Origin of the sequence: Streptomyces sp. NPDC050988 (assembly GCF_044456225.1) — a bacterium.
Lineage (GTDB): Bacteria > Actinomycetota > Actinomycetes > Streptomycetales > Streptomycetaceae > Streptomyces.
This window is the reverse complement of the sequence record NZ_JBITFQ010000003.1, coordinates 75150-89026: the sequence shown is the minus strand read 5'-3', so window position 1 is coordinate 89026 and position 13877 is coordinate 75150. Positions and strand designations below refer to the sequence as shown.

Annotated in this window: 10 protein-coding genes; 9 read left to right on the top strand and 1 reads right to left on the bottom strand. The window is 70.6% G+C overall.

Annotated features, from left to right (window positions below):
* Positions 1-90 precede the first annotated feature (90 nt).
* Positions 91-1125, top strand: a complete 1035-nt coding sequence (locus ACIBEI_RS08590; protein WP_398887350.1) for a hypothetical protein — start codon at positions 91-93, stop codon at positions 1123-1125.
* Positions 1126-1222: 97 nt separating this feature from the next.
* Here ACIBEI_RS08590 and ACIBEI_RS08585 read toward each other — a convergent pair whose 3' ends face one another.
* A complete protein-coding gene (locus ACIBEI_RS08585) occupies positions 1223-1642 on the bottom strand; it encodes a RidA family protein (protein ID WP_398886502.1) in 420 nt (139 codons plus the stop codon).
* 180 nt (positions 1643-1822) lie between these two features.
* On the opposite strand from ACIBEI_RS08585, the gene ACIBEI_RS08580 reads away from it, so the two are divergent.
* The 8 genes from ACIBEI_RS08580 (at position 1823) to ACIBEI_RS08545 (ending at position 13785) form a co-directional block, all read left to right on the top strand.
* Positions 1823-2305: a cupin domain-containing protein gene (locus tag ACIBEI_RS08580; RefSeq protein WP_269650569.1), complete on the top strand. Its 483-nt coding sequence runs from the start codon at positions 1823-1825 to the stop codon at positions 2303-2305.
* Positions 2302-3216, top strand: a complete 915-nt coding sequence (locus ACIBEI_RS08575) for an acyl-CoA thioesterase (protein ID WP_398886500.1) — start codon at positions 2302-2304, stop codon at positions 3214-3216. Before ACIBEI_RS08580 ends, ACIBEI_RS08575 begins: the two co-directional genes overlap by 4 nt.
* 41 nt (positions 3217-3257) lie before the next feature.
* Positions 3258-4964, top strand: coding sequence for an AMP-binding protein (locus ACIBEI_RS08570; RefSeq protein WP_398886498.1), 1707 nt, complete (start codon positions 3258-3260; stop codon positions 4962-4964).
* 11 nt (positions 4965-4975) lie between these two features.
* On the top strand, positions 4976-7357 hold the full coding sequence (locus ACIBEI_RS08565) for a bifunctional salicylyl-CoA 5-hydroxylase/oxidoreductase (protein ID WP_398886496.1): 2382 nt from the start codon (positions 4976-4978) through the stop codon (positions 7355-7357).
* Between the two features lie 412 nt (positions 7358-7769).
* Positions 7770-9260: a hypothetical protein gene (locus ACIBEI_RS08560; protein WP_398886494.1), complete on the top strand. Its 1491-nt coding sequence runs from the start codon at positions 7770-7772 to the stop codon at positions 9258-9260.
* A gap of 146 nt (positions 9261-9406) precedes the next feature.
* Positions 9407-11626 (top strand): NADP-dependent isocitrate dehydrogenase, encoded by a 2220-nt coding sequence (locus ACIBEI_RS08555; RefSeq protein ID WP_398886492.1) that lies wholly within the window; start codon positions 9407-9409, stop codon positions 11624-11626.
* 117 nt (positions 11627-11743) lie between these two features.
* Positions 11744-13228: a purine-cytosine permease family protein gene (locus ACIBEI_RS08550; RefSeq protein ID WP_398886490.1), complete on the top strand. Its 1485-nt coding sequence runs from the start codon at positions 11744-11746 to the stop codon at positions 13226-13228.
* Positions 13225-13785: a cysteine hydrolase family protein gene (locus ACIBEI_RS08545; protein WP_398886488.1), complete on the top strand. Its 561-nt coding sequence runs from the start codon at positions 13225-13227 to the stop codon at positions 13783-13785. The genes ACIBEI_RS08550 and ACIBEI_RS08545 overlap by 4 nt, the downstream gene beginning before the upstream one ends.
* Positions 13786-13877: the final 92 nt, after the last annotated feature.

Genomic DNA, 13877 nt, shown 5'->3' with positions numbered 1-13877 from the left:
ACACCCGGAGAAGGAACGCCCGCGGACGAGGCCTTCTGGGAGGAGCCCGGAGCGTCCGGCGACGGGGGTCCCACCGGCTCCGCGCACGGCATCGTGGCGCAGGCCACCCCGAACGATGGAGTGGCGCAGGGCTCCGAGAACGACGTGGTGGTTCAGGACGCCCGTGACTTCGGGGCGTACGTCCGGGCCGGCGGCTGGGCCTTCGCGCTGAAGGTCGCCCGCAGTGTGCGGCCCGGCGGGGAGGCGGCGGGGGAGACGCCGAAGATCTCCGCGAAGGAGTTCGCCGAGCTGGCCGGGTGCTCACCGGAGCGGGTCATGCGCTACTACAAGGCGTGGGACAAGGCGGCCGACGATGGGCTCGTCCCGTACTTCGAGGCGCTGGCCCCGGGCCAGGAGGTGGAGCTGCCGGACTCCGACGTGTGGCACTCGTACTACATCTCCCGTTCCAGCGCCGCCTCCGACCGCGGCACCGCGATCGCCGCGGCGGCCGAGGCCGAGGGCATCCGGCCGACCAAGGCGCTGGAGGTCGCGGAGAACCCCACCGCGCTGCGCGCCGCGATCCTCGCCGACCCCTCCACCGCCAAGGCGGCCCGCGCCGCCCTCCTGGACCGGCTCAAGGAAGACCCGTCCCTGCAGACCGAGTTGGCGCGCGACATCGCCCGTACCGACGATCTGAAGAAGGCGGTCGCCACCGAGACGCAGGCGGCGAGCCGGATCGGTTACGTCCGCCAGATCGTCGAGAACGGCCAGGTCAAGACCCCCGCCGGACAGACGATCGACGCTCCCGCCGAACTCCGTGCCGAGGCCGAGCGCCATCTGTCCCTCATCGACGAGCTCGACGAGGACGAGGACACCGGCGAGTGGGCCACCGACGCCTACGACACGGTGAAGGACCTCGTCGCCCAGACCGTCCAGGCCAACCCCGAACTCCGCCTCCAGGAGCGCCGGACGAAGTTCTACAGCAGCCTGCAGAAGGCGACGAAGGTCTTCGAGGAGCTGACCTTCGACGACGTGGACGACCTCGACACCATCTACGAGGACGACATGCTCCAGCGCCTGGAGGAACTCCAGCAGGCCGTCAGCATGTGCATCACGGCCCTGCGGAAGGCGGCGCCGACGGACTGACCGAGCGTCTCGCGATGGACCTGCGGCCTCGGTGGCCGCCCCGACACAGGGGCGGCCACCGAGGCCGCTGTCGTGTGGCTCGCGGACCCGGCACGCCTCACTGACTTGGTCGAACGATCCGTTCCTCCGGGATCACGGCCACGCCGAGGATCTCGATCATCGCCTCGGGCTGCCACAGGGCGGTGCAGCCGATGCCGGCCATCGCCGGGTACACGGGCCCGGCGAGCTCGCGCCAGACCCTGCCGATCTCCCTGCCGTGGGCCTGGTAGTCGGGGATGTCGGTGAGGTAGATCGTCACGCTGACCAGGTCCTCCGGCAGGCCGCCGGCCTCCCGGAGTGTCGTCAGGACGTTGCCGAACGCCTGGCGGAACTGCTCGACGATCCCCCCAGGAACGATCTTCATGTCGGCATCGAGGGCTGTCTGCCCGCCGAGATGCAGGGTGTTCCCCGCCAGGGTTCCGTGGGAGTAGCCACTGGGCGTCGGCAGGGCAGCCGGGTTCACGGGGATGTGCTTCATGCGGCCTCCGGTTCGAGGTCGGTCGCGGTCCGATCCGACGATCCGTACAGTGGCATGTATTGACAGTAAATGACGGTCGTGAAAAAAACGAGATAGCGCGAACGTGACCGAAGCCGTTTGAACCGAAGTCGTCCGAACCGAAGTCGTCTGAGCCGTCACGACGGAAACGGAGCCCCCTCCATGGAGCCCGACCTCAGCAAATACCGCCTTGAGGGCGACAACTCGATGTACCGGCTCCCCAGCGGGCTCGTCGCACCCGTGGTGACCCGCGCCGGCTCCGAGAGCGCCAACACCGCCGACTCCGGTGGGGCCGTCCGGGTCTCGGGCGTCAGCGCCCAGCACACCCCGGCCCGGCGGCTCTGGTTCGGCAAGGTCAGCAACGAACCCGGCTACCGCTCGGTGACCCACCACCACGGCGAGGCGGAGACGGGCGGCTACGTCCTGTCGGGGCGGGCCCGTATCTACTTCGGCGAGAAGTTCGAGGACTACGTCGACATGCAGGAGGGCGACTGGGTCTTCGTGCCGCCGTTCATGCCGCACATCGAGTGCAACCTCTCGCGCAACAAGCCGCTGACGTGGATGACCACCCGGACGCCGGAGAACATCGTGGTCAACCTGCCCGACATCGCGGACGCCGACCTGCGGGATTGGCTGGACCGATGACGAACGGGACACCGCCCACCTCGGAGATCTTCACCGCGGCCGTCGCACTGACACCGACCGAGCCCGAGCACTTCGACCTCGCCTTCACCGCCGTCACCCAGCCCTGCCCGTGGCCCAAGGCGTACGGCGGAGACCTGGTCGCCCAGGCGGCCGCCGCGGCCATGCGGTCGGTGACCGACGGCAAGTCCCTGCACTCCATGCACAGTTACTTCCTGCGCCCGGCCGACATCGGGGCGAGCGTGCGCTACGAGGTGGAGGTGCTGCGCGACGGCCGCGGCTACAGCACCCGGCAGGTGCGCGGCTACCAGAACGGCAAGACCCTCTACGTCTGCCTGGCCAACTTCGCCGCGGGGGAGCCCGGCCAGACCTTCGAGGCCGAACTCCCGGAACTGGCCCAGGACTTGCCCGACCCCGAGGAGCTGCCCAGCTCGGCGGCGTATCTCGCCGGGCTCAGCGGCGGCTCCATGACCGAGGAGTCGAAGGCCTACTGGTCCGGCGGCCGCGGCTTCGACATGCGGCACGTGCCCGGCCCGGTCTACCTCACCGTCGAGGGCAAGCAGGTCCCCCAACAGGCCGTGTGGCTCAAGCCGTTCGACCCGCTCAGGTCCGTAGAGGGGCTCACCGACGCCCAACGGGACCTGGCCGCGCTGGCCTACGTCTGCGACTACACGATCCTCGAACCCGTCCTGCGCGTACTCGACCTGCCCTGGGCCAAACCCGGGCTGGTCACCGCCAGCCTCGACCACGCCATGTGGTTCCACCGCCCCGAACCCGTCGGCGACTGGCTCCTGTACCTCCAGGAAGCCGGCGCCGCCGACGCGGGCCGCGGTCTCGGCTCGGGTCGCTTCTTCACCCGCGACCACCGTCACCTGGCCACCGTCGTCCAGGAGGGCATGATCCGCCCCACCTGACCCGCCGCCTCCACCGGTGGGCTCCCGGAAGGACTCCCGCGTTGACTCCTCCGTCGCCTCTCCCGATATCAGCGATCTCCGCGCACCTGGACACCTTCACGCGCGATCACCTGCCTCCCGCGCACCTGTGGCCGACCATCGAGTTCAGCACACCGGAGCTGCGGTACCCGGACCGGCTCAACGCCGCCGCCGAGCTCATCGACATCCCCGTATCGACGTTCGGGGCCGACCGTCCGGCGCTGCGTACACCGGCCGGGGAGACCTGGACCTACGGCGAGCTGCGGACCCGCGCCAACCAGGTCGCCCAGGTGCTGACCGAGGACCTGGGGCTGGTCCCCGGGCAGCGGGTTCTGTTGCGGTCTCCCAACAACCCCTGGGCCGTGGCGAGTTGGCTCGGCGTGCTCAAGGCCGGGGGAGTGGTCGTCACCGTCATGGCCGCGCTGCGTGCCCGCGAGATCGCCCCGATCGTCGAGCGCACGCGCCCCTCCGTCGCGCTGGTGGACCGGCGGTTCGCCGAGGATGTGCACGCTGTCAGGGAGGCGCAGGACGCGCATGCCGAACGGGACGCCACGTCGCCGGCGCTGACGGTCGTGGAGTTCGGCGGCACCGGCCCGGACGACCTCGTGGCGCGGGCCGGCGCCAAGTCCGGCGAGTTCACCACCGTGGACACGGCCGCCGACGACGTGGCGCTCCTCGCGCCGACGTCCGGCAGCACCGGCGTCCCGAAGATCACCATGCACTTCCACCGCGACATCCTGTCCATCGACAACACCTTCGGCCGCCATGTGCTGCGCCTGCTCCCTGAGGACCTGGTCGCCTGCAGCGCCCCCTTCGCCTTCACCTTCGGCCTCGGCATGCTGGTCGTCTTCCCGCTGCGGGCGGGCGCCTGCGCCCTGCTGACCGAGGCCGCCACACCGCTCCAACTCGCCCAGTACGTAGAGGAGTTGGGCGTCACCGTGCTCGCGACAGCCCCCACCGCGTACCAGGCGATCCTGCGGGAGGGGCAGGAGCAGCGGCTCTCCGGACTACGGGTCGGGGTGTCGGCCGGCGAGCACATACCCAAGGCGGTGTGGGAGCGGCTGAGGGACCGGCTCGGGCTGCGGATCGTCGACGGGATCGGCGCCACCGAGCTGCTGCACATCTTCCTCTCCGCCGCCGGTGACGACATCAGGCCCGGCGCCACCGGGAAGCCGGTGCCGGGCTACCGCGCCACCATCCTCGGCCCCGACGGCTCGGAACTCGGACCCGGCGAGCCGGGACGGCTCGGCGTCATCGGCCCGGTCGGCTGCCGCTACCTCGACGACGAACGCCAGAAGGGCTACACCGTGGACGGCTGGAACGTCACCGGTGACGTCTTCCACCGGGACGAGGACGGCTACTTCCACTACCACGCCCGCGGCGACAGCATGATCGTCTCCTCCGGCTACAACATCGGCGGACCAGAGGTCGAGGCCGCCGTGGACACCCACCCCGATGTGCTGGAGTCCGCCGTCGTCGGCAAGCCCGACGCCCAACGCGGCTTCGTCGTCTGCGCGTTCGTCGTGCTCCGCCAGGGCGTGCCGGGCGATGCCGCCAAGGCCAGGGAGATCCAGGACCACGTCAAACAGGTCATCGCTCCCTACAAGTACCCGCGTGACGTGCGGTTCTGCGACGCGCTGCCCCGCAACGCCAGCGGCAAGCTGCAGCGCTTCGCGCTCCGCAGGATCGTCGAGGACGAGCAGGCCGGCCCGGCCGCCGTCGAGCAGTGAGAGGAACTCCCGTGAAGATCGCGATCGTTGGCGGCGGCCCCGGCGGCCTCTACTTCGCTGCTCTCATGAAACAGCTCGACCCGTCCCACGAGATCACCGTCTGGGAACGCAACGCCCCCGACGACACGTTCGGCTTCGGTGTCGTCTTCTCCGACGAGACGCTCGGCGGCATCGAGAACGCCGACCCGGAGTTCGCCGACGCCATGGCACGGCGGTTCGCCCGCTGGACCGACATCGACATCCACTACCGGGGCCGCAGCCACACCATCGGCGGCCAGGGCTTCGCCGCGATGAGCCGCAAGGACCTGCTCCGCCTGCTGCAGGAACGTTGCCGCAGACTCGGTGTCTCCGTGCACTACTCGACGCTCGCCCCTCCGGTGGACGACCTGAGTGCCTCGTACGACCTGGTGGTGGGGGCCGACGGCCTCAACTCCCAGGTCCGGGCGGCCCGCGCGGACGTCTTCCGCCCCTCGCTGGACCGGCGGCACAACAGATACATGTGGCTGGGCACGGACCGGGTCTTCGAGGCCTTCCAGTTCTTCGTCAGGCAGACGGAGTGGGGGACTATGCAGGTCCATGGCTACCCCTACTCCGAGACCGGCTCCACCTTCATCGTCGAGATGCACGAGGACGTCTGGCGGCGGGCCGGCTTCGACGACACCGAGGAGACCGAGTTCCCGCCTGGCGCCTCCGACGAGCGGGCCGTGGAGCGCGTACGCGGACTCTTCGCCGAGGAACTCGCCGGCCACCAGGTGTTCGCCAACAACTCGAAATGGCTCAACTTCACCACCGTACGCAACGAACGGTGGCACCACGGCAACCTCGTCCTTGTCGGCGACGCCGCGCACACCGCGCACTTCTCGATCGGGTCGGGCACCAAGCTGGCCATGGAGGACTCCCTCGCCCTCGCCGCCTGTCTGCACGAACACCCCGACATCGAGGGCGCGTTGACGGCCTACGAGGCGGAGCGGCGACCTGTGGTCGAGTCCACGCAGCGGGCGGCGCAGGCATCGCTGGAGTGGTTCGAGAACATCGGCATGTACGTCCACCAGGAGCCGACCCAGTTCTGCTTCAACCTGCTCACGCGCTCGCGCCGCATCACCTATGACAACCTGCGCACCCGCGACCAGGAGTTCGCCGACCGCGTCGACGCCGCCTTCGCCGAGTCGCAAGGCATCGACGAGGTCGCACCGGCGATGTTCCAGCCGTTCCGTCTCGGGGAGCTGGAGCTGAAGAACCGGGTGATCGTCTCCCCGATGGACATGTACTCGGCCGTCGACGGCGTGCCCGGCGACTTCCATCTCGTCCACCTCGGCTCCAAGGCCATGGGCGGGGCCGGACTGGTGATGACGGAGATGGTCTGCGTCTCGCCCGACGCCCGCATCACCCCCGGCTGCACGGGGCTGTGGACCGGGGAACAGCGTGACTCCTGGGCGCGGATCGTGTCCTTCGTCCACGACCGCAGCACCGCCCGCATCGGCCTCCAGCTCGGCCACTCGGGCCGCAAGGGCTCCACACGGCTGATGTGGGAAGGCATGGACGATCCGCTGCCGGACGGCAACTGGGAGACCGTCGGCCCGTCGCCGCTCCCGTACGGCCCCGGATCGGCCGTCCCGCGCGAGGTCACGCGTGCCGACATGGACCGGATCACCGCCGACTTCGTCGCGGCCGCCCGCCGTGGCGCCGAGGCGGGCTTCGACCTGCTCGAACTGCACTGCGCACACGGCTACTTGCTGTCCTCGTTCCTCTCGCCGGTCGCGAACCACCGCACCGACGAGTACGGCGGTTCGCTGCAGAACCGGCTCCGGTTCCCCCTGGAGGTGTTCGACGCGGTCCGGGCCGTCTGGCCCGCCGCGCGGCCGATGATCGTGCGCATCTCCGCGACCGACTGGGTGCCGGACGGCAACACCGAGCACGACGCCGTCGGCATCGCCCGCGCCTTCGTCGCCCATGGCGCGGACGCCATCGACGTCTCCTCGGGACAGGTCACCAAGGACGAGGACCCCGCGTACGGCCGCTCGTACCAGACCCCGTTCGCGGACCGGATCCGGCACGAGGTCACCGCCGCGACCGGCACCGCCGTCATCGCGGTCGGCGCGATCGCCTCCTACGACGACGTGAACTCGATCCTCCTGGCGGGCCGCGCCGATCTGTGCGCCCTCGCCCGCACCCACCTCTACGACCCGCACTGGACCCTGCACGCGGCGGCCGAGCAGGAGTACCGGGGCGCCGCGGGCGAGTGGCCGGTCCAGTACCGGGCCGGCAGCCGCAAGCCGCCCACCTCGCGCACGGACGCCGTGCGCCCCCGCCTCTCGCTGCTGCGCGCCGACGACTCCGACCAGAACGTCCACCTGCGCTGGACCCCGCCCCGCGAGCCGGCGACGGTCATCTGAGCCGACGGGGGGGCACCCCTGACCTCTCCGAAACCCGTGCAGTGAGCCGTGGGGGGGGGGGGGGGGGGGGGGCGGGGCGCGGGGGGGGGGGGGGGGGGCGGGGGGGGCGGGGGGGGGGGGGGGGGGGGGGGGGGCCGGGGCGGCCCCCCCCCCCCCCCCCCCCCCCCCCGGCGCGCGCGCCGCCCCCCCCCCCCCCCCCCCCCCCCCCACGGCTCTCGTGCGTCAGGTCCGCGGGCCCGGCGTTCGGCGGGGGCGTTGCTCCGGACAGCGGAACGCCTCCCTCCTCCCGCACTGCGCCCTCGAAGATCGCACGTTAATTTGGCCATGTTTTCACCGGATAACGCCTTTCGTCCTGCCTGCCCTGGCGGAGACGGAAGAGGCCCCGCGCCCGCGCGGGGACGAAGGGTGGACGATGGCCAAGACCTTGAACGACACGCTCGCCCCGGCTGAGCGCCACGGAGCGACGCGGACCGCCCGCATCGGTCCGCGCACCGGAGACCTGGCCTGGCCGGCAGCGGTCGCGGCCGCCTTCACGCTGGCCCAACTGGCGCTCGTACGCCCCGGGATGGGCCTCGGCTGGGACGAGACGGTGTACGTCAGCCAGGTCAGCGGTCATACCCCGGCAGCGTTCTTCAGTGCCCCGCGCGCCCGCGGTGTCTCGTTGCTGGTCGCGCCGATCGCCTCGTGGTCCTCGTCCACCGGACTGCTGCGCGTCTATCTGGCCCTGCTGTCCGGACTCGGCCTCTTCCTGGCGCTGCGCGCCTGGCGCGGACTCTTCCCCGCACGGGTGATCGGCGCCGGCGGTGCCCTGTTCGCGACGCTGTGGGTGACGTTGTTCTACGGTCCGCAGGCCATGCCCAACTACTGGGTCGCGATCGGCGCCCTGGCAGGTGTCGGCTACTTCCTGCGCGCACAGGCAGACCCCGACGACCGGGCGGCCCTGTGGGGCGTCGGCGCGAGCACGGCGCTGATGGCGTGGATGCGGCCCACCGACGCCGTCTGGGTCACGCTGCCGTTGTTCGCCGTGCTGGTGTGCCTCCCTCGCTGGCGACGACCCTGGCTGTTGGCGGCGCTGCTCGTCGGTCTGGTGAGCGGGGCGGCGCAGTGGGTCGTCGAGGCGTACGTCGGTTTCGGCGGTCTGAGCGAGCGGCTCGACGACGCCTCCGGGATCCAGGGCGGCCTCGGCTGGAACATCGCCGTCCTGGACCAGCTGCGCACTCTGGGCGGACGCAGCCTGTGCCGCCCGTGCGCCGGATCGATTCCGGCCACACCGATCATCGTGTGGTGGTTCGTCCTGCCGCTGCTCGCCGCCGTCGGGCTGGTGGTCGCGGTCAGGGCCCGGCGTACGGCGGGAACCCTCCTGCCGCTGGCCTGCGCCACGACGGCGGGTATCCCGTACCTGTTCATGATCGGATACGCCGCGCCGCGCTTCCTGCTCCCCTTCTACGCGCTGCTGGTCATCCCGGTGGCCGACGCGCTCATCCACCTCGTCACCGCGTCGATCCGCAAACGGCGACCGGTGGCCGCAGTCCTGGTGGCGCTCGGTCTCGCCGGGCATCTGACGGTCCAGTTCACCGTGCTGGCGCATGCCGTGGGCCGCACCACCGCCTCGCACCGCGACTGGGCCCGCACGGCGGCCGAGCTGCACCGGCTCGGCGTAAAACCGCCCTGTCTGCTGACCGGGCACCTCGCCATCCCGATCGCCTTCTACGCGGGCTGCCGCTCCGTCCAGACGCAGGGGCACAACGCCAACATCACCGCGGCGGACATCGTCGGGGCCGCCGAGCGGCTGCCGGTCGCCGCGCTCACGACACCGAAGGGGCAGGCGCCCGAATTCGCCCGGACCTGGGAACAGCACCGGGTCGCCGGCCTGCTCCTCCACATCGCGCCCGCCGCGCGCTGAGACAACCGCGCCGACCGCACTCGGACCCTGCCGCAGACGGCCTCCGGCCGGACTGTGACGTACATCTGCGGCCTCCTGTCCGGTCAGGTCCGATCAGGAGATATCTTGATGTCGAGCAATGTTGCAGACGTGGAGCGGAGCACCCGGTGACTGACTCGACCATCATCTATACGCACACTGACGAGGCCCCGGCCCTGGCGACCTATTCGTTCTTGCCGGTGGTCCAGGCGTACGCGTCGCAGGCCGGTGTCACTGTGGAAACCCGTGACATCTCACTGGCCGGACGGATCATCGCCCTCTTCCCCGAGTTCCTGGAGGAGGGCCAGCGCATCCCCGACGCCCTCTCCGAGCTGGGTGACCTGGCCAAGACGCCCGAGGCCAACATCATCAAGCTGCCGAACGTCTCGGCGTCGATCCCGCAGCTGAAGGCCGCGGTCGCGGAACTGCAGGCGCAGGGCTACGCGCTCCCCGCCTACCCGGACGACCCGAAGACCGACGAGGAGCGCGACATCCGCGCCCGCTACGACAAGGTCAAGGGCAGCGCCGTGAACCCGGTGCTGCGCGAGGGCAACTCCGACCGCCGCGCCCCCGCGTCGGTCAAGAACTACGCCAAGGCCCACCCGCACCGCATGGGCGCCTGGACCCCCGAGTCGAAGACCAACGTCGCGACCATGGGTGTCGACGACTTCCGGTCCACCGAGAAGTCCGCTGTGATCTCCGAGGCCGGCTCCCTGCGCATCGAGCTGGTGGGCGACGACGGCTCCACCACGGTCCTGCGCGAGTCCGTACCCGTCCTCGCGGGCGAGGTCGTCGACGCGTCCGTCATGCACGTCGCCGCGCTGCGCGAGTTCCTCACGGCGCAGATCGCCCGCGCCAAGGCCGATGACGTGCTGTTTTCCGTGCACCTCAAGGCCACGATGATGAAGGTCTCCGACCCGATCGTCTTCGGTCACGTGGTGCGCGCCTTCTTCCCGAAGACGTTCGCGAAGTACGGCGAGACGCTCGCCGCCGCCGGTCTGACCCCGAACGACGGTCTGGGCGGCATCTACAAGGGCCTGGAGTCCCTGCCCGAGGGCGACGAGATCAAGGCGTCCTTCGACGCCGAACTCGCCGACGGCCCCGCGCTCGCCATGGTCGACTCCGACAAGGGCATCACCAACCTGCACGTCCCGTCCGACGTCATCGTCGACGCCTCCATGCCGGCGATGATCCGCACCTCCGGCCACATGTGGGGCCCGGACGGCGGAGAGGCCGACACCCTCGCGGTCCTCCCGGACAGCAGCTACTCCGGCGTCTACCAGGTCGTCATCGACGACTGCCGCGCCAACGGCGCCTTCGACCCGTCCACGATGGGCTCGGTCCCGAACGTCGGTCTGATGGCGCAGAAGGCCGAGGAGTACGGCAGCCACGACAAGACCTTCGAGATCCCGACCACCGGCACGGTCCGCCTCGTCGACCAGGCCGGCAACGTCGTCATCCAGCAGACGGTCTCCGCCGGCGACATCTTCCGCGCCTGCCAGACCAAGGACGACCCGATCAAGGACTGGGTCAAGCTCGCCGTCACCCGCGCCCGCGCGACCGGCGACCCGGCCGTGTTCTGGCTGGACGAGAGCCGCGCCCACGACGCCGTGCTCATCGAGAAGGTCAAGCAGTACCTGCCCGAGCACGACACCGAGGGCCTGGACATCCGCATCCTTGCCCCGGTCGAGGCGACCAAGCTCTCCGTGGAGCGCATCCGCCGCGGCGAGAACACCATCTCGGTCACCGGCAACGTCCTGCGCGACTACCTGACCGACCTGTTCCCGATCCTGGAGCTGGGCACCAGCGCCAAGATGCTCTCGGTCGTCCCGCTGATGAACGGCGGCGGCCTCTTCGAGACGGGCGCCGGCGGCTCCGCGCCGAAGCACGTGCAGCAGCTGGTCAAGGAGAACTACCTGCGCTGGGACAGCCTGGGTGAGTTCCTCGCGCTGGCCTCCAGCTTCGAGCACCTCGCGCAGACCACGGACAACGCGCGTGCCCAGGTCCTCGCGGACACGCTCGACCGCGCGACCGCCACGTTCCTGGAGAACGACAAGTCGCCGAGCCGTCGCCTCGGTGGCATCGACAACCGCGGCAGCCACTTCTACCTCGCCCTCTACTGGGCGCAGGAGCTGGCCAGGCAGACCGACGACGCGGCGCTCGCCAAGGCGTTCGCCCCGCTCGCCGAGACGCTGACCGCGCAGGAGCAGACGATCGTCGACGAGCTGATCGCGGTGCAGGGTTCGCCGGCCGACATCGGTGGCTACTACCAGCCCGACCCGGTCAAGGCGGCGGCCGTGATGCGGCCGTCCGCGACGCTGAACGCGGCGCTGGCCACGCTCGCCTGAAGCTGAGCCGTAGCGCTCCGCTGGTGGCCCGTTGTCGTCTGCGGGTGCGTTGTGGCTGGTCGCGCAGTTCCCCGCGCCCCTTTGGGGCGCGGGTCTCGCCAGATGGGTAGGACGACCATGACGGACTCGCCCGGCAGTCGGCAGCTCCAGGTGGAGGTGCATGGGCTCGATGTGATCGGTGATGCCGAGCGCAAGGGCACGCCCCGGACTCTGTTCTGGCCTTGGTTCGGGGCAAATGTCTCCATTTTGGGGCTGAGTTACGGGTCCTTCGCGCTCGGGTTCGGGATTTCTTTCTGGCAGGCGCTGGCCGCCGGGGTGATCGGGATCGTCTTCTCGTTCCTGCTCTGCGGATTCGTCGCGGTGGCGGGCAAGCGGGGGTCCGCGCCGACGATGGTGCTCAGCCGGGCGGCCTACGGAGTACGCGGCAACCGGCTGCCGTCGGTCGTCTCCTGGATGCTCACCGTCGGCTGGGAGACCGTGCTCACGGCCCTGGCGACGATGGCCACCGCGACCGTGCTCGACCGGCTCGGCTGGGGCGGCGGCACCGGGACCAAGGTGGTCGCCCTGATCGTCGTCGGGGCGCTCGTCGTGATCGTCGGAGTGATGGGCTTCGACCTGATCATGCGGCTGCAGACGGTGATCACGGTCGTCACCGGGGTCCTGACCGTCGTCTACATCGGACTCGTCGCCGACCACATCCACTGGTCGGCGGTCAGCGCCGTACCGGCCGGCTCTGCCCAGGAGTTCATCGGCGCGCTCGTCTTCATGATGACCGGCTTCGGACTCGGCTGGGTCAACGCCGCCGCGGACTACTCGCGCTATCTGCCGCGCGACTCCTCCGGCCGGGGCGTGGTCAGCTGGACCGCCTTCGGCGCCTCGGTGGCACCCCTGCTCCTGCTGGTCTTCGGCCTGCTGCTCGCCGGCTCGTCCACCGAGCTCAACACGGCCATCGCGGCCGACCCGATCGGCGCGCTGACCACGATCCTGCCCACCTGGTTCCTGATCCCCTTCGCCGCCGTGGCCGTACTCGGTCTCGTCGGCGGCGCGGTCCTCGACATCTACTCCTCCGGCCTCGCCCTGCTCGCGGCGGGCCTGCGGGTGCCGCGCTATCTGGCCGCTCTGCTGGACGGCGTCCTGATGATCGCGGGCTCGATCTACATCGTGTTCCTCACGGACGACTTCCTGGGCGAGTTCATCGGCTTCCTCACCACACTCGGGGTGCCCGTCGCCGCCTGGTGCGGTGTGATGCTCGCCGACCTCCTGCTACGGCGCCGCGACTACGACGAGGCCGACCTGTTCCGCACCCGCGGCCGGTACGGTGATGTCGAACCGCTCCCGATGCTGCTGACCCTCGCCGCCACCGCGATCGGCTGGGGCCTGGTCACCAACACGGCCGCCGGCTGGCTCGAATGGCAGGGCTATCTGCTCGGCCCGCTGGGCCTGGGCGGCAAGGACGGCTCCTGGGCCTACGCCAACCTCGGCGTACTCGCCGCGCTCGCCCTCGGCTTCCTCGGCACCCTCGCACTCGGCCGCGGCAGGGTCCGTACGCAGGAGGAGCAGCCCCCGAGCCTGCCGCTGGACGTGGAGGTGCCGGGCGCATGAGCCGATCGGGACCCCAAGGTCTGCTGGCCGTCATCGACATGCAGCGCGTCTTCGCCGAGCCGGACAGCCCCTGGGCCGCGCCCCGCTTCAACGAGGCCGCCGACGGGGTACGCCGCCTGTTGCCCGCCTTCGCGGAACACGTCACCTTCACCCGGTTCCTGGCACCCGAGAAGCCCCTTGGCGCCTGGCGGGCGTACTACGAACAGTGGCCCTTCGCGCTGCGGCCGCCGCACGACCGACTCTGGGAGCTGGTGGACGAACTCGCGCCCCACGCCCAGCACTTGGTGGACGCTCCGACGTTCGGAAAGTGGACTCCCGAGCTGGCCGAGCGGGTCGGTCCCGAGGGCTTTCTGGTGCTCGCCGGAGTCAGTACGGACTGCTGTGTGCTCTCCACCGCGCTCGCCGCCGCCGACGCCGGAGTGGAGGTGTGGGTGGCGGCCGACGCCTGCGCGGGAGCGGACGACGCCTCGCATGCCAAGGCCCTGCAGATCATGGACCTGTACCGGCCGCTGATTCGGGTCGTCACCGTGGCCGAGGTGCTCGCCCGGGTCGCGTGAGCACCCGAGCACCGCAGACCCCACACGGCACCCCAGGCCCCATCGGGCGAGGCGTACCATACCGGGTGGGGTATATACCGAGGGAGCGCTCC

Coding starts and splice junctions, on each gene's coding strand:
- ACIBEI_RS08585 (WP_398886502.1), bottom strand. CDS start 1,642: ATGAAGCACATCCCCGTGAACCCGGCTGCCCTGCCGACGCCCAGTGGC.
- ACIBEI_RS08550 (WP_398886490.1), top strand. CDS start 11,744: ATGACGGACTCGCCCGGCAGTCGGCAGCTCCAGGTGGAGGTGCATGGG.
- ACIBEI_RS08545 (WP_398886488.1), top strand. CDS start 13,225: ATGAGCCGATCGGGACCCCAAGGTCTGCTGGCCGTCATCGACATGCAG.
- ACIBEI_RS08580 (WP_269650569.1), top strand. CDS start 1,823: ATGGAGCCCGACCTCAGCAAATACCGCCTTGAGGGCGACAACTCGATG.
- ACIBEI_RS08560 (WP_398886494.1), top strand. CDS start 7,770: ATGGCCAAGACCTTGAACGACACGCTCGCCCCGGCTGAGCGCCACGGA.
- ACIBEI_RS08575 (WP_398886500.1), top strand. CDS start 2,302: ATGACGAACGGGACACCGCCCACCTCGGAGATCTTCACCGCGGCCGTC.